Origin of the sequence: Agrobacterium sp. El2ro-1b, from assembly GCF_048298475.1 — a bacterium.
In the GTDB taxonomy this organism is placed as follows: Bacteria; Pseudomonadota; Alphaproteobacteria; order Rhizobiales; family Rhizobiaceae; genus Agrobacterium; species Agrobacterium fabrum.
Map to the genome: position 1 here is coordinate 490798 of NZ_CP103459.1, position 20730 is coordinate 511527.

Sequence of the window (20730 nt, forward strand, 5' to 3'; positions counted from 1 at the left end):
GCCAGCATATCACCGCGGCGCGATGAGAGAATACTTCCCACAGGAAGATCTCTGTGGAGCAAAAGCCCGCCGCTTGTTTCTTCTCCCCGCCGGGGAGAAGGTGGCGCGTAGCGCCGGATGAGGGGGCGACGGCAGAGAGATGCGGAGAGCTGGCCCCCTCATCTGCCCCGTTCGGGGCATCTTCTCCCCGGCGGGGAGAAGAAAGGGAGGCAACGCCTCGCCAATCAAGCGCGCTTGAAACCCTCGCTCGCCACCAGTAGCTGCCTTGTATAATCGGCACTGAACTCGCGGCTTTCCAGCGCCTCAGCCTCCAGCATTTCCACCACCTTGCCGCTTTTCATCACCGCCAGCCGATCGCACATATGGCTGATGACGCCGAGATCGTGGCTGACCATGACAAAGGTGAGGTTGCGGTCCTTGCGGGCCTGTTCGAGCAGGTTGAGGATTTCCGCCTGAATGGAGGCGTCGAGCGCCGAGGTCGGCTCGTCCAGTAGCAGGATTTTCGGCTCCACAATCAGCGCGCGGGCAATGGCGATGCGCTGGCGCTGGCCGCCGGAAAGCTGGTGCGAATAACGGAAACGGAAACCGGTGCCGAGACCCACCTCGTCCAGCGCGCGGGCAATGCGCTGCTCGCGATTGTCGAGACCGTGAATGACGAGCGGTTCCAGCAGCAGTGCATCCACCGTCTGGCGCGGGTGAAGCGAACCATAGGGGTCCTGAAACACCATCTGGACATCGCTGTAAAAACTCTTGTCGCGGTGCTTGCTGGAATAGGAGCGCCCCGCCACCATCAGCGAGCCTTCATCGAAATGGTTGAGGCCGGCAATGGCGCGCAGCAGGGTCGATTTGCCGGAACCGGACTCGCCGACAATGCCGAAGGATTCACCCTCGGCGACATCGACGCTGACGCTGTCGAGCGCGATGTAACCGTCGAAATCCACCACCACGTCGCGGATGGAAAGAACTGTGCTCATGCGCGCCACTCCGGCTTGCGTTCCAGAACCGGCAACGGATGGCGATGGCCGCCAATTTCCGGCAGGCAGTTCAACAGACCCTGCGTATAGGGATGTTTCGCTTCCTTCAGATTGGCGGAAGAAAGCTCCTCCACCACCTTGCCGGCATACATGACCAGAACCCGGTCGCAGAAGGAGGAGACAAGCCGAAGATCGTGGCTGACGAAGATCAGCCCCATGCCGCGGTCGCGCACCAGCTTGTCGAGAATATCGAGCACTTCCAGCTGCACCGTCACATCGAGCGCCGAAGTCGGTTCATCGGCGATCAGCAGCTCCGGGCCGCAAACCAGCATCATCGCGATCATGACACGCTGGCCCATACCGCCGGAAACCTCGTGCGGATAAAGATCGAAGACGCGCTCGGGGTCGCGGATCTGCACGGCTTCGAGCATGGCAAGCGTGCGCTGACGCGCCTCGCCGCTGCCGATCTTTTCATGGGTCCGCAGGGTTTCCATGATCTGGCGGCCGATGGTCATGACCGGGTTCAGCGAATATTTCGGGTCCTGCAGGATCATGGCTATGCGCTTGCCGCGCATGATCCGCCGCTCTTTCGCGGACGCCTTGAGCAGATCGATATCACCGAAACGCAGTGTATCAGCTTCGATGCGCGCGCTTTTCGGCGTCAGCCCCATGATGGCGCGGCCGGTCTGCGACTTGCCGGAGCCGGATTCCCCGACGATGCCAAGACGCTCGCGGCCGAGCGTGAAGGACACGCCGCGCACCGCCTCCACCAGCCCGGTGCGGGTGGGGAAGGAAACGCGCAGGTTCTCGACAGTCAGAAGCGGCGCGCTCATTGGTTCGCCTCCTTGGGATCAAGCGCGTCACGCAGACCATCGCCCAGAAGGTTGAAACCGAGGCTGACGATGAGGATCGCGATACCCGGCATGGCCGCCACCCACCATTGATCGAGAATGAAACGGCGTCCGGAAGCAATCATCGCGCCCCATTCCGGCAGCGGCGGCTGGGCACCAAGGCCGAGGAAGCCGAGACCGGCAGCGGTGAGGATGATGCCCGCCATATCAAGCGTGACACGCACGATGAGCGACGACATGCAAAGCGGCATGACGTGCTTCAGGACGATGCGAAACGGCGATGCCCCCATGAGCTTCACGGCCGCGATGAAATCGGAATTGCGGAACGTCATGGTTTCAGCGCGGGCGATGCGCGCATAGGGTGGCCATGAGGTGACCGCAATGGCCAGTACCGCATTTTCGATGCCCGGTCCAAGTGCGGCCACCAGCGCCAGCGCCAGAACGAGCTTTGGGAAGGCAAGAAAAATATCGGTGATGCGCATCAGAATGGCATCGACCCAGCCACCGGCATAACCCGAGACGGTGCCGACGATCAGCCCGATGGGCGCGGCGATAATCGCCACCAGCAGCACCACGAACAAAGTGAGCCGCGAACCGTGTATGAGGCGCGAGAGAATGTCGCGGCCCTGATCGTCGGTTCCGAGCAGATACCCCGCGGTGCCGGGCGGCAGAAGCCGGGCATTGCGCAGATCGCCCTGCACCGGATCGTGCGGGGCAAGCACATTGGCAAACAGCGCCACGAACAGCAGCGCGATGATGATGCCAAGCCCGAGCAGCGCCAGCCGGTTTTCCGAAAACCGCCGCCAGATGACATAGGCCCGGCCAAGGCGGGCCTGCTTGCGGGAAGTCGGCCGGTCGGAGAGCAGCCATTCGCGGCTATAGGGTTTGAGTGTATCTGTCAAAATCGTCATCGGCTGCGCGTCCTTGGGTCGAGCGTCCGGTAAAGCAGATCGGAGAAGAGATTGATGCCGACGAAGATGGCACCGATCACGATCGTGCCGCCGAGAACGGCATTCATATCCGCATTCTGCAGGGAATTGGTGATGTAGAGGCCGAGCCCCGGCCAGGCAAAGATGGTTTCGGTCAACACCGACCCTTCCAGCAGGCCAGCGTAAGACAGCGCAATCACTGTCACCAGCGGCACGGCGGCGTTGCGCAGCGCGTGGAACCAGATGATGCGGGTTTCCGAAAGCCCCTTGGCGCGGGCCGCAACAATATATTCCTGGGCAAGCTCGTTCAGCATGAAGGAACGTGTCATGCGACTGATATAGGCCAGCGAAAAATAGCCGAGCAGCGAGGCGGGCAGGATGATGTGGCGGAACAGATCCCACAACACGTCCCATTGCCGTTGCCAGATCGCGTCGATCAGGAAGAAGCCCGTGACCGGCGTGAAGGTGAATTCGTAGACGATATCCATGCGGCCGGGATAGGCCACCCATTGCAACCGAGCGTAAAACACCAGCAGCGCCAGGAGGCCGAGCCAGAAGATCGGCACGGAATAACCGATAAGGCCGATGACGCGCACGACCTGGTCGGCAAAGCTGCCGCGCTTGACCGCAGCGAGGACGCCGAGCGGAATGCCGAAGACGGCACCGATGATGGTGCCGATCGTGGCAAGCTCGATCGTGGCCGGAAACACCCGCTTGATATCCTCCATGACAGGATTGGTGGTGAGGACGGAAATGCCGAAATCACCCGAAAGCGCCTGTTTCAGATAAAGGAAGAACTGCTGCCAGAGCGGCAGGTTGAGGCCGAGCTGCTCGCGCACCCGCTCGACCACATGCGCAGGCGCACGGTCGCCGACGATCGCCAGTGCGGGATCGATCGGCACGACACGGCCAATGAAAAATGTGACCGCCATCAACCCCAGAAAGGTGGTGATGACGGTAAGGGCGAAGCCGATAATGGCCTTAGCACGGGCGTTGGCACGGCGTTTGCCCTGCCTCGCCCTGCTGTTTGCTTCAACGATGCTCAAGAGACCGATCCTTCCGGATCATTCCTTGGAGATCGTATAGACGTAGTTGGTGTCAAAGCTCGGACCGAGTTTCAGGCCCTTGAGCTTGGCGGAATAACCGGCAACTTCCGTCTGCTGGAAGATGATGACGAAGGGACCCTTCGCCAGAACTTCCTTCTGCAGGTTCTGATAGATGGCGGCACGCTTGGCAGTGTCCTTTTCCAGCAGCGCCGACTGGGTTTCCTTGGTCAGATCAGGAACATCCCAGGCATTGCGCCAGGCGAGCGTCTTGTTCTTGCCTTCATCGGAATTGTCGTAGTTGATGGTGAAGGTTTCGGCATTCGAGTTAGGGTCGAAATAGTCCGAGCCCCACTGGCCGATATAAATATCATGCGTGCGGGCGCGATATTTGGTCAGGGTCTGCTTGCCGTCGCCGGGAATGATTTCCAGCTTGATGCCGGCCTGCGCCAGCGTCTGCTGCACGCTTTCGGCAATGCCGGTCACCGGCTGCGTGTTGCGCACATCCATAGTCACGGTGAAACCGTCCTTCAGGCCGGCCTTGGCGAGAAGTTCCTTGGCCTTGGCAACGTCGAGCTTGTAGGGGTTCTCGTCGAGCGCGCCGAGCTGGCCCTTCGGCAGGAAGGTCTGGTGAACTTCACCGATGCCTTTGATGATCGTCGCGCCGATCGCGTCATAGTCGACCAGATATTTCAGAGCTTCGACGACTTCCGGCTTCTTCAGGTTCTCGTTCTTCTGGTTGAGGCTGAAGTAATAGACGGTGCCCTTGGGCGCAGAGGTGACGGCAAGGCCTTCCTTCTTGGAAACCGCTTCCATGTCGCCGGGCTCGAGGTTACGGGCAACGTCGATATCGCCGTTCTCAAGCGCCAGGCGCTGGCCGGAGCTTTCCTTCATGTGGCGATAAACGACACGCTTCAGCTTCGGCTTCTCGCCGTAATAATTCGGGTTGGCCTCGAGGATCACCGCTTCGTTGGCCTTCCAGCCAAGGATCTTGTAGGGGCCGGAACCGGCATAACCGGTCTTCAGGAATTCATTGCCGAAATCCGTGTCGTATTTGTAATCGGCGCTCGGCGTAACCGACTTCGCCTTTTCGGTGATGAGCTTCTTGTCCACCACGGCGGCGACCGTTGCCGTCAGCACGTTCAGCACGAAGCTCGGCGCGTAAGGCTTGTCGACCGTCAGCACGAAGGTGTTTGCATCCGCAGCCTTGGCTTTTTCATTGACGTTGTCGCCCTTGAGGCCGAACTGCGTCAGCAGGAATGCCGGCGACTTGTCGAGCTTGACGGCGCGTTCGAACGAGAATGCGACATCGTCTGCGGTGATCGGGTTACCGGAGGCGAATTTCAGGCCGGATTTCAGCTTGAAGGTGTAGGTGAGGCCGTCCTCGGAGGTGGTCCAGCTTTCGGCGAGATCGCCGATGACTTTGGACGTGTCGTTGAGATCGATGGAGACGAGCTTGCTGTAGGTGTTGCCGGTGACTTCGGCGGCGGACAGTTCGAACGCTTCACCCGGGTCGAGCGTGATGATGTCGTCGATGGCGAAACCTTCGACCAGCGTGTCGGCCGGCGTGGCTGCGAAAGCGTGCGGCGCCGACAGCATCATCAGCGACAAAGCGGCGCTGGTGCTAAGGACCCGCATGGATTTGTTGAGCGATTTGATCATAGGATCTCCCCTTTTGTTATAAGATTGATTTGGTTCGCTTAAACTGTTCTCAGGCCGCTTCGTGCCAGGCCTGAGACAAAACACGCAGCCAGTTTTCCCGGCAGATTTTAGCAAGCTCTCCATCACCGTAGCCTGCCGATTTCAGGGCCGCAACCAGATTGTGGTTGCCGCTGGCATCGGCCACGCCGATGGGTACCGTCGCGCCGTCGAAATCCGATCCGAGCGCCACGCAGTCGATGCCCATGCGTTCCACCATGTAGTCGATATGGCGCACCATGTCGGAGAGCGGCGTATCGGCAATGTCACGCCCATCGGGCCTGAGCATGGTGACGGCATAGTTGAGACCGACGAGCCCACCGCTCTCCCTTATGGCATCCATCTGCCGGTCGGTGAGATTGCGGGCGACGGGGGTGAGCGCATGCGCGTTGGAGTGGCTGGCGATCAGCGGCTGGCTGGTGGTCTTGGCCACATCCCAGAAGCCCTTTTCGGTAATATGGGCGAGATCGATGAGAATGCCGAGCCGGTTGCATTCCTTCACCAGCGCAAAACCGGCATCGGTAAGACCGGGCGCGGTATCGGGCGACATGGGATAAGAGAAGGGAACGCCATGGCCGAAAATATTGTGCCGGCTCCAGACTGGGCCGAGCGAGCGCAGGCCGGCGGCATAAAACACCTCCAGCGCGTCAAGATCAGGCCCGATCGCCTCGCAGCCTTCCATGTGCAGAACGGCGGCGAAAATATCCTCGGAAAAAGCCTTGCGAATATCGGCCGTGGAGCGGCAGAGCCGCCAGGCACCGGCGCGGTCGAGCCTCAGCGCAATCGCCGCTTTCTCCATGGCGACATCAAGGGAAGGCAGGCGCTCCAGCGGCGCGGCGAGCGGCGTGTCGTAATGGCCCTGTTCGTCCGGCTCCTGCAGGACCAGATCGCCTGATGGGATATAGATGGCGCAGATGCCGCCGCCGAGACCGCCTGCCCTGGCGCGCGGACCATCGATATGGCCTTCGCGCGTGCCGTTCTTGAATTCAGCCACCGGATCGCCACCGGCCTTGCTGTTGCGCCACAACCGAAGCAGCACATCATTATGACCGTCGAACACTGCATGCATGTCAAGAAATTCCAGTAAGCGGGCAAAACCAAAGGGGGCGGGCAGACGCCGGAATGACACCGCGCGAGAGCAAACCGGCGCATTTTTCGCCGACTGCTATAATCTGTCGGAAGTGATCTTAGGACGATCTCTCGCGGCTCCGCAAGACACAAATTAGGCAGCGGTGAAATTATCACCACTTGCCTTTTGCCGGAAATTGCGCAACGTCAAGCCTGCCAGCCGCCTTCGGCTTTTGTCAGCAGCGGCGTGGCGAAAACGCCCCTCACCCGCTCTGGCCATTCCGACCCGAAAGCGGCGATTTTTTCCCGCCAGCGATCCGATTGCAGCATGGCAGCGCCGATCACCACCGGCTTGATGCCGGACGAGGCGAGAAGCGAAAGACCTGCAATAATGGAGCTACCGCTGGAGATGACATCATCCACCAGCGCCACCTGTTTGCCCTCGATGAGCGGCAGCATGCGCGGATCGATATAAAGCCGCTTTTCCTGCTTGGTGGTGATGGAAGACATCGGCACCGACAGTTCCTCCAGATACCAGAACTTGCGCGAAGTGCCGAGCGGCACGTAACGCGAATGGCCGAGGTGGCGCGCAACGGCAGCGGCAAGCGTGAGGCCCAGCGTCGGCAGACCGATCACGACGTCAGGACTGAACGGCGCGATCTTGGCGGCAAGATCGGCCGCCAGCGCCTCCAGCACCTCGAATGAGGCCTGATTGACGATGAGCGAGGCGAGCGCATGTTCGCCATCCGCAAGCGGCCTTATCGGCAGACAGATCTGCCTGTTGTCATCCAGTTCCGCCGGAAAGAAGCTGGAATGCGGGCCTGCCGTCGCAAAGGTGCCGGGCGGAAGAATGTCCTGCCAGAACTCGTGCGGCGCAGCGGGAGACTGGGCGGCGGGCGATGCGGATGACGGCATCGATATTTCCTTTCAGGATCAGGATCGCGCAAGGCGGATACGGTCTCTCCCGCCAAGCCAATCCCGTTTGGCATATTCGGCATTTCAGCAACCGCAAACATGCGGCGGGTTCATTTCATCGGCTTTTTCAGCTAGAAGGGAACAAAGCAACAGGCATTCGGACGAACCCACCTATGACGCGGGTTTTCCCCATATTCAAGGACAAGCTTCCCATGAGACTGCTGGACCGGATCGGCGAGGACCTGCCATTCCTGACGGAGCTTCGCCATGATCTGCACGCCCATCCGGAACTGGGTTTCGAAGAGGAAAGAACCAGCGCCATCGTCGCCGATCTGCTCGAGCGCGCCGGGCTGAAGGTGCATCGCGGTCTCGGCGGCACCGGTGTTGTCGGCACGTTGCAGGTGGGTAACGGCACCCGCAGCATTGGTCTTCGCGCCGACATGGATGCGCTCGCCATGCCTGAGGTGCCGGACCGGCCCTATAAATCGAAATTTCCCGGCAAGATGCATGCCTGCGGCCATGATGGCCACACCGCCATGCTGCTGGGTGCCGCGCGTTACCTCGCCAAGACCCGAGACTTTTCCGGCACCGTGCATTTCATCTTCCAACCCGCCGAAGAAGGCCGGGGTGGCGCGAAAAAAATGGTGGAAGACGGGCTGTTCGACCTGTTTCCCTGCGATGCGGTCTATGGCCTGCACAATATGCCGGGGCTTGGGCTTGACGAAATGGCCGTGGTGGAAGGCCCCCAGCTTGCCTCTTCCGATAGCTGGCGCGTCACCTTCGAGGGCATCGGCACCCATGGCGCCAAGCCACATCTCGGCCGTGACCCCATAACGGCGGCGGGCACCTTCCTCGCCTCGCTGCAGACCATCGTCGGCCGAGTCATCGACCCGCTGCAACCGGCCGTCGTCAGCGCCTGTTCGGTGCAGGCGGGCGACCCGAAGGCGCTCAACGTCATTCCCGATCTCGTCGAAATCGGCGGCACGGCGCGTGCCTATGCGGCAGATGTGCGCGACCAGCTGGAGGCGGAAATCGGCCGGCTGGCAAAGGGCACGGCAGCGATGTTCGGCATCGAGGCGCAGTACGACTTCATCCGCCGCATTCCCCCCGTCATTAACGAGGCGGATGCGACGAAACGAGCGCTACGCGCCGCAAAAACAGTGTTCGGCACCAAGGCCCGCACCGCCTTCCCGCCCTCGACCGCCGGTGACGACTTCGCTTTCTTCGCCGGCGAAGCCCCCGGCTGCTACGTCTGGCTCGGCAACGGCCCGGCGGTGGACGGCGCGCTGCATCACAACACCTCCTACGACTTCAACGATGCGGCCATCGTGCCCGGCGTAGCGTTCTGGGCGACATTGGTGGAGCAGGAACTGGCGGCGGAGTAGCCCCATTTTGCTGCCTGCCGTTTTTCGACCGGCAATACCTCGGACGCTTGTGGCGAATCATCGGGCGCGGTAATTTCTGCGCACAGGCGCAACCCACGCCTCCCCCCTCCTTTCGGGGAAGCATTCGACATGCGGGGTAATATCATCATCGAACCGTCTGTTCGGGCATTCGCATAAGGAGGGATTGCGTTTCAGACTCGAAATAGAGGTCTTTTGATGAAACTTTCTACTCCGATTTTTCAATTAAAACGGCGGGCCAAACTCATGGTCCGAAACAGTGCCATTCCCCTGCACGAGGCGCTGGACCAGATCGCGCGCGAGGAAGGATTTGCACGGTGGAGCCTGCTGTCCGCTCACGCTGCGGCGGGCTCCTTATCCGAAGACCTGTTCTCCCGCATCGTGCATGGCGACATGCTTCTGCTTGCCGGCCGCCCAGGCCAGGGCAAGACAGCGCTTGGTTTTGAACTTTTGCACGCGGCAGCCGAGGACGGACGGCAGTCTGTTCTGTTCACGCTCGAAATGACGGAGCAGCAGGCGCGAAAGCGTATCGAAAAACATGCGGCCGGAAAAAGAGAAACCGAGGTCGCGACATCGGACGAGATATGCGCGGATTACATCATCCGCCATTTGTCACCGGCCAGACCCGGCACCTTCGCCGTGATCGATTATCTGCAGATACTCGACCAGCAGCGGCACAAGCCGGACCTGTCGCAACAGGTAACCGCCCTTGGGGAATTCGCACAAAAGAACGGCGTCATTTTCGCATTCATCTCGCAGGTTGACCGCTCGTTTGATCATGAATACAAGCGACTTCCCGATATGCGCGATATCCGCCTGTCCAACCTGCTGGATTTGGGCCTCTTCACCAAAGCCTGCTTTTTGCATAATGGCGAAGCGCAGCTTCACAATGTGAACTGACAGGCCCCGACTGCCGCGACGACGACCGCGCGGCAGCCGGTCCTGACGTTATTATCCCAAAACCTCGATGAGGGGGCTTTCCATCACCTTCCCCGTCAACACATCGGCAATGCCCATATCCGTCTGGTGCGGGCCGATATTGCAGGCGAGCGTGGCGCCGAAGCAGGCCTTGAAGACGAGATAGGGCGGCTGCCAGTCCACAACCTTGCCGACGGCTTCGCGCAAGTCCTCGAAAGCCCGCGCCACCTCTTCGAGCGGCGCATCGGATACGAGGCCGGAGAGCGGCAGAGGGAGGATCGCGGTGACCTTGCCTTCGGAGGCAACGGCCATACCGCCGCCGGCGCCGATCACCGCATTGGCGGCGAGCGCCATATCCTCTGCGTTGCCACCGAAAACGGTGAGGTTGTGGCTGTCATGCGCGACGGTGGTGGCGAAAGCGCCGTTCCAGCGCCCCCAGCCGGTAAGGAAGCCGGTTTTTGTGGTGGGCTCGGCCATACCGTGGCGGTGGGTGACGGAGATCATCGTTGCACCTTCGGGTGGAATGACAAAACCGTCCTTTACGTCGGCCCCCGTTTCACCCCATTGCGTGAAACGGGGGCGGTCGATGGTGGCGAGGCGCACCTTCGCGCCCTCGGATTTTACCCTGACATCATCGGCCATGCGTGGTGGAAGCTTCATCGAGCCTTCGAGTGCGGTCGTATCGCAGGCGGGAATGTCGACCAGCATGCGGCCATCTTCCGCAACGGCCCTGCCGCTTACGAGCACATGACGGGCGGTAAAACCGCTTAAATCCTCGAAAACGACGATATCAGCGCGGCGGCCGGCGGCTATGAGGCCGAGATCGGAACGGCCAAGCCTTTGCGCGGCGTTCAGCGTGGCGGCGCGCAGCGCCCATTCGGGCTTGAGGCCATAACGCACAAGACGGCGCACCACATCATCCAGCCCGCCGCCGTGCAACAGGTCGTCCGGGAAAACATCGTCGGTACAGAGCGTTACCGTCTGCGGCAGGTGGCCGAGCGTATTCAGCGCGTCCACGAATTCCGGCAGCAGGTGATCGTGCGAGCCGCGCAGCTCGATCGTCAGCCCTGCCCTGAGCTTTGCCATCAGGTCTTCGCCCGAGACAAGCTCGTGATCGGAAGAAACGCCCGCCGCCATGAAGGCATTGAGATCGGCGCCACCAAGACCGCGCGCATGGCCGCAGACCAGCTTTTCCGAGGCGAGCCCGGCCTGCACGATGCCGCTCATGCGCGGATCGCGCTCGATGACGCCGCGCATGTTCATGATTTCTGCAACGCCGCCGATTTCCGGCCAGGAGAGGAGATCGGCCAGAATGGCAGCATCGAAATCCGCACCGCTGCGCTCCAGCCCCGGTGCTGACGGCACGCAGGAGGGGGCGAGCAGAATGGCGCGCAATGGCAGGTTTTCGATCGCCTTCGCCGCCCAGCGCACGCCTTCCACACCATGCACATTGCCGAATTCATGCGGGTCCCAGACGATGGTGGTGACGCCGCGGGCAACCACCGCTGCCGCATAAGCGGCCGGCGTGATCATCGAGCTTTCGATGTGCATATGCGTGTCGATCAGCCCCGGCGAGACATAGGCCCCTCCCGCGTCGATCACCTGCGCGGCACCCCTGCGGCTTGCAGGTTCGTGAACACTGGCGATCAGCGCGCCGACAATGCCGATATCGGCAGGGCGAAGCTCGCCCGTCACCACATCCACCAATGTTCCGCCGGTGATGAGAACATCAAAACGCTGATCACCACGCGCTGCGGCAACCGCACGGGCGCGCAGGGTGCCATCGTTGAGATCGGCAGGCTCCGCCAGGCGGATTTGCGCGCTCATCGCGCCGCCTCCCCGCGCAATGCTTCCAATATGGCGGCCTTTGCGGCTCCAGCATCAACGGTCACGGCAAACTGGGCATTAAAATCCGTCACCTTCTCCGCGCGTGTCTCGACCACGGTTCTTCCCCGTGTCAGCGAGGCATGGAGTTCGACATCGATGCGCGCCTGCTGCCAGCCCAGATGATCGGACGTAAAGCCGACTGCGGCGACGGGATCGTAAAGCGCCATGGCAACCCTACCGCGGCTGGTGGCAATGCCGATGAAGCCCTCCAGCAGATCGGCAATCAGGCCGGCTTTCCTGCCGCCGGCGGTGCGGATCGGCAGCACATCGGCGGGCGAGGCAGTAACCTTGCGGCAGGCATCAAGATCGACCATGCGCAGCGGCAGGCCGTGGGCGAGCACGATGGCCAGCGCCTCGGGATCGGCGAAGGCGTTGAATTCGGCCGATGCCGTGTGGTTGCCGCTGGTAAGCCCGCCCCCCATCCAGGTGAGGTCGGAAATTTTGGCGGCAAGATCGGGCCGAGCGAGACAAAGTGCGGCGATATTGGTGAGCGGGCCGAGCGCGAGAATGCGTTTTTGGCCTTCACCCTCCAGCCAGTTGCAGAGTGGGGCAAAGGCATCGCTTTTTGGCAGAGCCGGCGCATCAGGCAGGCTTTGGCCGGCGGTCGGAATGCCGCTTTCACCGAGGATCGACTGCGCGGTTTCGAGCGCGCCGAGGACGGGCATGGCGCGGCCCTGATGGATCGGCATCGACCAGCCGAAGCTTGCTGCGGCGCCTGCGGCATTGCGGCAGACCGCATCCAGCGTGGCATTGCCGAAGACCAGCGAAATGCCATCGATGGCAAGGCCTGCCGATTGCACCACCATGATAGCGGCGATATCGTCAAAGCCCATATCGGTATCGATCCACACGCCCATGATCAGCCAAACACCTTCAGGCTTGCCGCCTTTTCGACCGGCAGGTCGAAGGCGAGCGTATCACCGATGGCGTGCGCAGCAAGGACGGCATCGGTTTCCGCCTTGATGGGGCCAAGCGGCGTATCGAGCAGATATTCGCGGCTGTTGCCTGCAAAGGATGTGCCGCGCACGGTTCCCTGGAAAGGACCTGAACCAAGGGTTACCATGCGCGGCCGCCAGGCCAGTCCAGATGCTGAAGGGACTGGTCCGGTAAGTGATGTCTTGCCGTTTGCGGTTTTCAACGCGCCGCCATCAAGCGCGAAGATGTTTTCGAAGCCGACGAAGTCAGCCACGAAGGATGAAACCGGCGCGTTATAAATTTCCTCGGGCGTGCCGATCTGCTCAATCTTGCCGCCCTTCATGACGACAATACGGTCGGCCAGCGCCAAAGCCTCAATCTGGTCATGGGTGACGAAGATCATCGTCACGCCGGTTTCCTTCTGCACGCGCTGCAATTCGGTGCGCATTTCAAGGCGCAGACGGGCATCGAGGTTGGAGAGCGGCTCGTCGAGCAAGAGCACCTTCGGTTCCATGACCATGGAGCGGGCCAGCGCCACGCGCTGCTGCTGGCCGCCGGAAAGTTCCGCCGGCTTGCGGGAGGCGAAATTGGACAAGCCCACCGATTTCAGGCCGGAGGCCACCTTATCATCAAGCGTCTTGCCGCTCATGCCCTTGAGTTTCAGGCCGAAGGCGACGTTTTCGTAAACAGTCAGATGCGGGAATAGCGCATAGGACTGGAACACCAGCCCGACGGCGCGTTTATTGGCCGCGACCCGGGTAATATCGGCGCCATCGAGATCGATACGCCCGCTTGCCACCGGCATCAGCCCGGCAATGGCGCGCATCGTCGTTGTCTTGCCGCAGCCGGAAGGACCGAGAAGCGCGAGAAGCTCGCCCTTGCGGATACCGAGATCGAGATCCTTGACGGCGACATTGCCGCCATAAGCGAGGGAGACTTTGTTGAGCGAAAGATAATTTGCTTCAGACATATCGGGAGAACCCCAGGAAACGTTCGGCCATGAAAACGATGCCGATGGAAAGGAAGGCGAGCAGCGAGGAAAGGGCTGCAACGGAAGGGTCAAAGACGATTTCCATGTAACCCAGCATGTCGATGGGCAGCGTGCGCACGCCGGGACCGGACAGGAACAGCGATACCGGCACCTGATTGAAACTCGTCACGAAACCGAGGATGAAAGCCGACAGGATGCCGCCGCGGATATTCGGCAGCACCACCCGGAAAAATGCGCCGAGCCGCGACGAGCCGAGCAGCACCGCCGCCTCCTCAATATCCGAGCGCAGATTGTTGAGGCTGGCCGATACCACCCGCACCGCATAGGGCAGGATGAGCGCTGTGTGGGCGAGAAACAGGGCAAGCGTGATGCCGATGCCGAAGGGCACGACGAAATAACGCAGCAGCGCCAGACCAACGATGATACCGGGCACGATGATCGGCGCGGAAACGATGGTGCGCACGGTTTCGGCAAAAGGCAGCTTGTAACGCGACATGGCATAGGAAGCGGGAATGCCGAGGATGAGCGCCGTGAAGGTGCCGCCGATGGCGAGGAACATCGACATGGCAAAGCTCTCGCGGAAACTTTCCACGGTGAAGACTTTGGCGATCCATTTCAGCGAAAAGCCCTGCGGCGGAAAGGCAAGTGTATCGCCGGCAGAAAAAGACGCCGCAACGATGATGAGGAACGGTCCGATGAGGAACCCGACGACAAGAAGGAGCGTGAGCGGAATGAAGAACTGCCGGGTCATTTCTTGTTCCTTGCGGTGGCGATGCGCTTCAGCAGGATATTGGCGGCAAAGCTCATGACGATCAGGATAAAGGCGATGACACTGGCGGCGACGAAATTATTGGAGACCGTGACCTGCTGGTAAAGCAGGGTTTCCAGCATCAGCACCTTGGAGCCGCCGAGAATGGCAGGCGTGATATAGGCCGTCAGCGAACCGGTGAAGACCAGCGTGCCGCCGACGACCAGCCCTTCCTTGGTAAGCGGCAGGATGACCTTCCAGAACACCTGAAACCAGTTGGCGCCGAGCACGCGGGCAGCGGCGATCGTATCCTTCGGCATATTCTCCAGCGCGCTGATGAGCGAGATGATCATCAGCGGCAGAAACAGTTGCAGAAGGCCAATGAAAACGGCCGTTTCGGAAAACAGGATGCGGATCGGCGCGTCGCTCAGGCCGACGGCCTGCAGCGCCTGATTGACGATGCCGGTTCTGCCGAGAATGACGATCCAGGCATAGGTACGGGCAACCGGCGAGATCATCAGCGGCAGCACGACGAGATTGACCACATGGCCCTTTGTGCCCGGCGAAAGGTTGACGATGGCGAAAGCCGCCGCATATCCCACCACCGCCGAAACGACGGTAACAAGCGCGCCGAGTTTGAGCGTACGCAGGAAAACCGTCTGGTTCAGCGGATCGGAAAAGAAGGCGGCATAGGCCGACAATGTCCAGCCGTCCGCGGTGCGAAAGCCCTCCGACAGAAGCATGAAGACCGGCACAAAAAAGACCGCCGCCGCGAAAATTGCGGCGGGCAAGGCAAGCGCCAGTGCTTCGGCCCGGTTCTGAAACATGGGTTTATTCCCTGAACGGCCTCAAAGCCGGTTGTTATGCCAGCCGGAAGGACCGGCCTGCGAAAAAAGGGTGGAAAAGCGGTCAGGGGACGACCGAACCGCTTTTCCCGGAATGGAGCCGCCCTCGCGGACGTTTCGATGCCCCATTCCAAACGGTGAAAGGCCTTACTGGCCGACCTTGGAATTCCACTCAGACAGCCACTTGTCGCGGTTATCGAGCGTCACGTCGGACGGAATGAGCTGCAGGCTGCGGGCCGTTTCGTCACCATAGGTGATGTTGTTCGCCACCTCTTCGGACACCTTAACCTCCTTGTTGGTCGGGCTGTCCACCAGCTTTTCCGCCAGCGCCTTCTGAACGTCGGTCGACAGCCAGAAATCCATGAACTGCAGCGCAAGCTCCTCGTTCTTTCCGCCCTTGGGCACGACGAGCACGTTCATGCCGCCGGTCTGGCCTTCCTTGGGCGTTGCCCAGGCAAGCGGCAGATCGAGCTTGGTGAAAGGCGCCCAGGAGAAACGACCGATGGGCGCTGCCCAGATTTCTTCCTGCTGCATCAACTGCACCAGCTGCGAGGACTTGACGTAGAAGGTGACGATATCGTCCTTCTTCTCGCCCACGGCTTCGATCGCGCCGGCAAGATCAGGCGTATCCTTACCGATGGCTTTGCCGAGCATATAAAGCGCCGGCGGGCCCTGATTGGTGGTGACATTCGGGAAGGCGACGTGATCGACAATACCGTCCTTCAAAAGATCGGCCCAGCTGTCGATCTTCATCTTGTCGGTGCGGTAGACGATGGAGGTCGCGTAGAAATTGACGCCGACGCTCATGCCGTCGCCATTCGGATCCTTGGCGATGTCATAGAGCTTTTCGATATTCGGAACCTTGGACGCATCGATCTTCTGGATCAGGTCCTTGCGGGTGGCGGATAGCGCATCGGCCATGGAGACGATGGCGAGATCGACCACCGGATTGGCCTTGTTGGCTTCCATCTTGGCAAGACGCTCGACGCTGTTGCCAGTTTCGACCACGAGCTTGCAACCACATTTGGCTTCAAACGGCGTATAGACCAGTTCCTTGAATTCATCCTGCGCAAAGGCGTAGACGGAAATCGTCAGCGTCTTGTCCTCAGCCTGCGCCGCTCCCATCGTCAGCATCAGGGCGGTGCCCGATGCAAGAATGATTTTTTTCATGGTGTGAGTTCTCCTGCTGTCGTTTTTTTGGCTTCAATCGCATCATGCTTTGTCTTGCCGGTGGAGCCGCGCATGATCAGCGCCATCGGTACTTTCGAGATTTCCGCCGTCACATCGGTGGCGATGCCATTGTCACCGGCGCTGTCGATGGCGCGCAGCAGCGCCCCGACGGCCAGATCAGCGATGCGGCCCATATCCATGCGCATGGTCGTGAGCGGCGGAGTGACCACCGCGGAAAAGATGAGATCGTCAAAACCGGTGACGCTTGCCTCTTCCGGCACCTCGATGCCCTCGCGCTGCAATTCGGTGAGCGCCCGCAGCGCATGCAGGTCGGAAATGGCGGCAAAGGCGGTGAAACCATCCGCCACCAGATCGGCAAGCCCAAGCCGGCAACCGGCACCATCAGCCTCTTCGATGCTGTCGATCCAGAGCGTCCGGGTCACACAGGCCTTGCCGAGACCATCGCGAATGCCGCCGAGACGGTCGTTCTGCACGTTGGAATCGCGGTTCTTGCCCACCAGCACCACCTTGCGGTGGCCGAGGCTTGCCAGATAGTCACCCACCTGCCGGCCGCCATCCCAATGGTCGGCGGCGACGGTGTTTCCGGGCGTAGAAGGGCTGTCGATGATGGCGACAGGGCAATCGACGCCGGAGATGCGCGTGCCGCGGCGAGGAACGATGACCATGCCGTCCACCCCGCGCTCGATCAGCCGGTTGATGGCGTCCGTCTGCATGGCGATCTCACCGCGCGCATCGGCAATCAGCACGCCATAACCGGCGGAGACGGCGGCTTTTTCAATGGCCTGTGCGATCTGTGGGAAAAGAGGGTTGGCGATATCGGGCAGGACGAGCCCCAGAACCCCTGATCTGCCGGTGCGCAACGCCCTGCCCGCTGAACTCGGCACATAACCCAGTTCACTCGCCGTCTTGCGAATGCGCTCCACCAGATCGGGTGAAACACGCCCCTTGCCGGAGAGCGCATTCGACACCGTTGCCACCGACACGCCGAGTGCCGCTGCTATCGCGCTCAGATTGGTGGCAGGCCGTGACGACGCCATGGATTGTCCGGAGAAGCTGATTAAACGTTTAATCAGGATAAGCGAGGCGCGCGCCGCTGTCGAGTCCTTCGCCGGCGAAATGCGGCGAAAAGCTGGGCACAAGGGTTAAATGCCCGAAAAAAGAGCGATTATTTTTACAAGGCCTGGGTGCCGGCCGCGCGATAAGCCTCCACCTGCCGCACCAGCCAATCCCGAAACAGCACAACAGGGGCGTGATTGGCACGCGAAAGCGGCGCCACCGCATAATAGGAACTGGGGCTTCTCGCCTGATGATCGAAGGCTTTCACCAGTTGCTTCGATTTCAGCTCGTTATCGATCAGAAACAGCGGCATCAGCGCCACGCCAAGCCCGGCAATGCAGGCCTGCGCCACGCTGGAGAACTGCTCGAACCGCATGCCCTGCGGCAGCGCGAGTGACAGACCAAGGCTTTCGAACCAGTGGCCCCAGGCTCCCGGCCGCGAGGCCATATGCAGCAATGGCAGGGCGGCGATATCCTCGCCCTTTTCCACCGGGTGGGTGCTGAGGAATTGCGGGCTGCAAACCGGCGCGACCATTTCATGCATGAGAAAGGTGCTTTCCGCCCCCGGCCAGTCGGCCTGGCCGATATGGATCGCCATATCCAGCTGCTCGCGCTCGAAATCGAACTGGCCGATGCGGGTGGCGAAATTGATGGTGATTTCCGGGTGGTTTGTCACAAAATCCGGGATGCGCGGCAGAAGCCAGCGGGTGCCAAAGGTGGGCAGCATGGCAAGATTCAGCGTATTGCCATGCGTTTTGGTCATGATCTGCAACGAGGCGGAGCGTATTTCGCCAAGCGCTGCGGCGATCGATTTTGCGTAAGCACTACCCTCGGTCGTCAGCGACACGCCGCGCGCGCCGCGCTCGAACAGGCGCACGCCAAGCTGCTCTTCCAGTGACATAACCTGCCGGCTGATCGCTCCTTGCGTCAAGGCTAGCTCATCGGCGGCCGCCGAAAAACTGCCAAGCCGGGCAACGGAATCAAAGGCGGCAAGCGCACTGGTGGAGGGCAGGAGTTTACGGCTGAGAGACGTCATGACCTATTACTATAGGTAATGCAAAAATGAGTAAACATGGCTTGTGCGCGACGGTTGGGATAAGAATAATCCGGCCAGCGAATCCGGAGGCATACAGTGAGCGAACGCGCAGCATTTCATTGGCAGGACCCTTTTCTGCTCGAAGACCAACTGACCGATGATGAGCGGATGATCCGCGACAGCGCCGAGGCCTTCGGCAAATCCGAGCTGCTGCCGCGCATTTCGGAAGCCTATCTTTCCGAAACCACCGAACCGGAACTCTTCCGTCTGATGGGACGCACCGGCCTGCTCGGCGTCACCCTGCCGGAAGAATATGGCGCGGCCAATGCCAGCTACGTGGCCTATGGCCTGGTCGCCCGCGAGGTGGAGCGGATCGACAGCGGTTACCGCTCGATGATGAGTGTGCAGTCCTCGCTCGTCATTCACCCCATCTTCGCTTACGGCTCGGACGAACAGAAGAAGAAATACCTGCCCGGCCTCGTTTCCGGTGAACTGATCGGCTGTTTCGGCCTCACCGAGCCGGATGCTGGCTCCGATCCCGGCGGCATGAAGACCCGCGCCGAGAAGATCGCCGGCGGTTATCGCCTGCGCGGCTCGAAAATGTGGATTTCCAACGCGCCGATCGCCGATGTTTTCGTGGTCTGGGCGAAATCCGAAGCCCATGACAATGAGATCCGCGGTTTCGTGCTGGAAAAGGGCATGAAGGGTCTTTCCGCCCCCAAGATCGGTGGCAAGCTGTCGCTGCGCGCCTCCATCACCGGCGAGATCGTCATGGATGGCGTGGAAGTGGGCGAAGGCGCTCTGCTGCCTGACGTTTCCGGCCTGAAAGGCCCGTTCGGCTGCCTTAACCGCGCCCGCTACGGCATTTCCTGGGGCGTGATGGGGGCTGCGGAAGATTGCTGGTTCCGTTCCCGCCAATATGGCCTCGACCGCAAGCAGTTCGGCAAGCCGCTCGCCGGCACGCAGCTTTACCAGAAGAAGCTCGCCGACATGCAGACCGAGATCGCGCTCGGCCTACAGGCATCGCTGCGCGTCGGCCGGCTAATGGACGAGCATAAGATGGCGCCGGAAATGATCTCCATCGTCAAGCGCAACAATTGCGGCAAGGCGCTGGATATCGCCCGACAGGCCCGCGACATGCATGGCGGCAACGGCATCCAGATCGAATATCACGTCATGCGCCACGCCCAGAATCTCGAAACGGTCAACACCTATGAGGGCACGCATGACGTCCACGCGCTGATCCTTGGCCGGGCGCAGACGGGCATTCAGGCGTTTTTCTGAGGTTTTATCCGCATTCCCTACACCAGGAAAAGGCCGCCGAAGATCGCTTCGAAGGCCTTTTGTTTTTTGAGTTCGCATGCCGACATATTGCAGGACCGGATGATATGGCCGATAGGATGCCGTTTCTCTCCGGTCCTGATTGACGAGGCGATATCTGCGGCCCGACCCGACCGGAAAAACAAGGGGAAGATCATGGCGATCGTGCCGGCATCTCATCACGACACCTTTCCCGACGCTGCACCGGCGGCCGTCTGGCCCTGGCCGGATAACAGCGGCGAATGCCATTGCCTCACCCTTCGCTATAGCGCTGACGAAGAACCCACCGCCGATATGGCCGCTTCCCTGCCGCCGCAGCTTCTGCGGGCAGTGCCCAAACGCAAGGCGGAGTTTCTGGCGGGACGCCGATGCGCAGCGGAAGCCATACGACGCCTCACCGGGCAGGCAATATTTCCCGGAATGGGGGAAGACCGCGCGCCGATTTGGCCCGAAGGCGTGGTCGGCGCGATTTCCCACAGCGGTGACCGAGCGATCGCCCTTGCCGGCGCCGGCAGCAGGTTTTGCGGCATCGGCATCGATATCGAGAAGCTTTTGAGCGAAGAGGAAGCCGCTGATATCGCAACGCAGGCCCTGACAAATCAGGAGCTTCACAGCCTCTGCAACGTCATCGATCCATTCATGACCGGACTGATTTTTTCGGCCAAGGAGAGCCTGTTCAAGGCGCTTTACCCAACTGTCAGACGGCTTTTCTTTTTCGAGGCGGCAGAATTATCCGCCTACGATGAAAATGGTTCGGGAGCCCTGCGGTTGACCGCAGATCTGGACGGCGGATGGCGCAAAGGAATGGAGGTTCCCTTCCGCTTTGGCCGTTTCGAAGGCCTTCTTCTGACCCGCGTCCTTCTCCCGCAGTGAGAGAAAATTGTGCGATTCTGTTCTGCAAAGTTCATATTTTAAGTCATTCTTCCCGTCATCCGAGTGAAA

The 20730-nt window shown here is 60.8% G+C and carries 19 protein-coding genes; 4 read left to right on the forward strand and 15 right to left on the reverse strand.

The window, feature by feature from the left end; translation table 11 throughout:
- Positions 1 to 224 precede the first annotated feature (224 nt).
- From NYR50_RS16510 to NYR50_RS16540, 7 genes are all read right to left on the reverse strand, one after another.
- Positions 225 to 974, reverse strand: coding sequence for an ABC transporter ATP-binding protein (locus NYR50_RS16510; RefSeq protein WP_418137646.1), 750 nt, complete (start codon positions 972 to 974; stop codon positions 225 to 227).
- Positions 971 to 1807 carry an ABC transporter ATP-binding protein gene (locus NYR50_RS16515; protein ID WP_174011815.1) on the reverse strand — a complete coding sequence of 279 codons (837 nt, stop codon included), beginning with the start codon at positions 1805 to 1807 and terminating at the stop codon, positions 971 to 973. The genes NYR50_RS16510 and NYR50_RS16515 overlap by 4 nt, the downstream gene beginning before the upstream one ends.
- Complete coding sequence (locus NYR50_RS16520) at positions 1804 to 2736, reverse strand: ABC transporter permease (protein ID WP_418137647.1); 933 nt, start codon at positions 2734 to 2736, stop codon at positions 1804 to 1806. Before NYR50_RS16520 ends, NYR50_RS16515 begins: the two co-directional genes overlap by 4 nt.
- Entirely contained in the window at positions 2733 to 3800 is a 1068-nt protein-coding gene (locus NYR50_RS16525; RefSeq protein ID WP_080812995.1) for an ABC transporter permease, read from the reverse strand. Before NYR50_RS16525 ends, NYR50_RS16520 begins: the two co-directional genes overlap by 4 nt.
- A gap of 18 nt (positions 3801 to 3818) precedes the next feature.
- Positions 3819 to 5459 (reverse strand): ABC transporter substrate-binding protein, encoded by a 1641-nt coding sequence (locus tag NYR50_RS16530; protein WP_174011809.1) that lies wholly within the window; start codon positions 5457 to 5459, stop codon positions 3819 to 3821.
- Positions 5460 to 5508: 49 nt separating this feature from the next.
- Entirely contained in the window at positions 5509 to 6564 is a 1056-nt protein-coding gene (locus NYR50_RS16535; protein WP_174011807.1) for a dipeptidase, read from the reverse strand.
- A 206-nt stretch (positions 6565 to 6770) separates the two neighbouring features.
- Positions 6771 to 7478 carry a phosphoribosyltransferase gene (locus NYR50_RS16540; RefSeq protein WP_418137648.1) on the reverse strand — a complete coding sequence of 236 codons (708 nt, stop codon included), beginning with the start codon at positions 7476 to 7478 and terminating at the stop codon, positions 6771 to 6773.
- 212 nt (positions 7479 to 7690) lie between these two features.
- Here NYR50_RS16540 and NYR50_RS16545 point away from each other — a divergent pair, with 212 nt between their 5' ends.
- Positions 7691 to 8863, forward strand: a complete 1173-nt coding sequence (locus NYR50_RS16545) for a M20 aminoacylase family protein (protein WP_174011804.1) — start codon at positions 7691 to 7693, stop codon at positions 8861 to 8863.
- Between the two features lie 216 nt (positions 8864 to 9079).
- Positions 9080 to 9781, forward strand: coding sequence for a DNA helicase (locus tag NYR50_RS16550; protein WP_174011802.1), 702 nt, complete (start codon positions 9080 to 9082; stop codon positions 9779 to 9781).
- A 51-nt stretch (positions 9782 to 9832) separates the two neighbouring features.
- On the opposite strand, the gene NYR50_RS16555 is transcribed toward NYR50_RS16550, so the two are convergent.
- The 8 genes from NYR50_RS16555 to NYR50_RS16590 form a co-directional block, all read right to left on the reverse strand.
- A complete protein-coding gene (locus NYR50_RS16555; RefSeq protein ID WP_418137649.1) occupies positions 9833 to 11626 on the reverse strand; it encodes an adenine deaminase in 1794 nt (597 codons plus the stop codon).
- The gene (locus NYR50_RS16560; RefSeq protein WP_174011798.1) at positions 11623 to 12543 is read right to left on the reverse strand and encodes a nucleoside hydrolase; all 921 of its coding nucleotides are present in this window, start codon (positions 12541 to 12543) and stop codon (positions 11623 to 11625) included. The genes NYR50_RS16555 and NYR50_RS16560 overlap by 4 nt, the downstream gene beginning before the upstream one ends.
- 2 nt (positions 12544 to 12545) lie before the next feature.
- Positions 12546 to 13571 (reverse strand): ABC transporter ATP-binding protein, encoded by a 1026-nt coding sequence (locus NYR50_RS16565; protein ID WP_418137650.1) that lies wholly within the window; start codon positions 13569 to 13571, stop codon positions 12546 to 12548.
- Positions 13564 to 14343 carry an ABC transporter permease gene (locus tag NYR50_RS16570; RefSeq protein WP_174011794.1) on the reverse strand — a complete coding sequence of 260 codons (780 nt, stop codon included), beginning with the start codon at positions 14341 to 14343 and terminating at the stop codon, positions 13564 to 13566. The genes NYR50_RS16565 and NYR50_RS16570 overlap by 8 nt, the downstream gene beginning before the upstream one ends.
- Entirely contained in the window at positions 14340 to 15167 is an 828-nt protein-coding gene (locus NYR50_RS16575; RefSeq protein WP_418137651.1) for an ABC transporter permease, read from the reverse strand. The genes NYR50_RS16570 and NYR50_RS16575 overlap by 4 nt, the downstream gene beginning before the upstream one ends.
- Before the next feature lie 165 nt (positions 15168 to 15332).
- Positions 15333 to 16355: an ABC transporter substrate-binding protein gene (locus tag NYR50_RS16580; RefSeq protein ID WP_174011790.1), complete on the reverse strand. Its 1023-nt coding sequence runs from the start codon at positions 16353 to 16355 to the stop codon at positions 15333 to 15335.
- Positions 16352 to 17413, reverse strand: a complete 1062-nt coding sequence (locus NYR50_RS16585) for a LacI family DNA-binding transcriptional regulator (RefSeq protein WP_418137652.1) — start codon at positions 17411 to 17413, stop codon at positions 16352 to 16354. The genes NYR50_RS16580 and NYR50_RS16585 overlap by 4 nt, the downstream gene beginning before the upstream one ends.
- Before the next feature lie 134 nt (positions 17414 to 17547).
- A complete protein-coding gene (locus NYR50_RS16590; RefSeq protein WP_418137653.1) occupies positions 17548 to 18468 on the reverse strand; it encodes a LysR family transcriptional regulator in 921 nt (306 codons plus the stop codon).
- Positions 18469 to 18564: 96 nt separating this feature from the next.
- On the opposite strand from NYR50_RS16590, the gene NYR50_RS16595 reads away from it, so the two are divergent.
- Both NYR50_RS16595 and NYR50_RS16600 read left to right on the forward strand, forming a co-directional pair.
- Positions 18565 to 19752 (forward strand): acyl-CoA dehydrogenase, encoded by a 1188-nt coding sequence (locus NYR50_RS16595; RefSeq protein WP_418137654.1) that lies wholly within the window; start codon positions 18565 to 18567, stop codon positions 19750 to 19752.
- 192 nt (positions 19753 to 19944) lie between these two features.
- On the forward strand, positions 19945 to 20661 hold the full coding sequence (locus tag NYR50_RS16600; RefSeq protein WP_418137655.1) for a 4'-phosphopantetheinyl transferase family protein: 717 nt from the start codon (positions 19945 to 19947) through the stop codon (positions 20659 to 20661).
- Positions 20662 to 20730 lie beyond the last annotated feature (69 nt).

Bases quoted from the DNA above. Each gene is read 5' to 3' on its own strand.
- NYR50_RS16535 (WP_174011807.1), bottom strand. From the start codon at position 6,564: ATGCATGCAGTGTTCGACGGTCATAATGATGTGCTGCTTCGGTTGTGG.
- NYR50_RS16515 (WP_174011815.1), bottom strand. From the start codon at position 1,807: ATGAGCGCGCCGCTTCTGACTGTCGAGAACCTGCGCGTTTCCTTCCCC.
- NYR50_RS16560 (WP_174011798.1), bottom strand. From the start codon at position 12,543: ATGGGCGTGTGGATCGATACCGATATGGGCTTTGACGATATCGCCGCT.
- NYR50_RS16540 (WP_418137648.1), bottom strand. From the start codon at position 7,478: ATGCCGTCATCCGCATCGCCCGCCGCCCAGTCTCCCGCTGCGCCGCAC.
- NYR50_RS16585 (WP_418137652.1), bottom strand. From the start codon at position 17,413: ATGGCGTCGTCACGGCCTGCCACCAATCTGAGCGCGATAGCAGCGGCA.
- NYR50_RS16545 (WP_174011804.1), top strand. From the start codon at position 7,691: ATGAGACTGCTGGACCGGATCGGCGAGGACCTGCCATTCCTGACGGAG.
- NYR50_RS16570 (WP_174011794.1), bottom strand. From the start codon at position 14,343: ATGACCCGGCAGTTCTTCATTCCGCTCACGCTCCTTCTTGTCGTCGGG.
- NYR50_RS16520 (WP_418137647.1), bottom strand. From the start codon at position 2,736: ATGACGATTTTGACAGATACACTCAAACCCTATAGCCGCGAATGGCTG.
- NYR50_RS16565 (WP_418137650.1), bottom strand. From the start codon at position 13,571: ATGTCTGAAGCAAATTATCTTTCGCTCAACAAAGTCTCCCTCGCTTAT.
- NYR50_RS16575 (WP_418137651.1), bottom strand. From the start codon at position 15,167: ATGTTTCAGAACCGGGCCGAAGCACTGGCGCTTGCCTTGCCCGCCGCA.
- NYR50_RS16550 (WP_174011802.1), top strand. From the start codon at position 9,080: ATGAAACTTTCTACTCCGATTTTTCAATTAAAACGGCGGGCCAAACTC.
- NYR50_RS16510 (WP_418137646.1), bottom strand. From the start codon at position 974: ATGAGCACAGTTCTTTCCATCCGCGACGTGGTGGTGGATTTCGACGGT.
- NYR50_RS16600 (WP_418137655.1), top strand. From the start codon at position 19,945: ATGGCGATCGTGCCGGCATCTCATCACGACACCTTTCCCGACGCTGCA.
- NYR50_RS16555 (WP_418137649.1), bottom strand. From the start codon at position 11,626: ATGAGCGCGCAAATCCGCCTGGCGGAGCCTGCCGATCTCAACGATGGC.
- NYR50_RS16590 (WP_418137653.1), bottom strand. From the start codon at position 18,468: ATGACGTCTCTCAGCCGTAAACTCCTGCCCTCCACCAGTGCGCTTGCC.
- NYR50_RS16530 (WP_174011809.1), bottom strand. From the start codon at position 5,459: ATGATCAAATCGCTCAACAAATCCATGCGGGTCCTTAGCACCAGCGCC.
- NYR50_RS16580 (WP_174011790.1), bottom strand. From the start codon at position 16,355: ATGAAAAAAATCATTCTTGCATCGGGCACCGCCCTGATGCTGACGATG.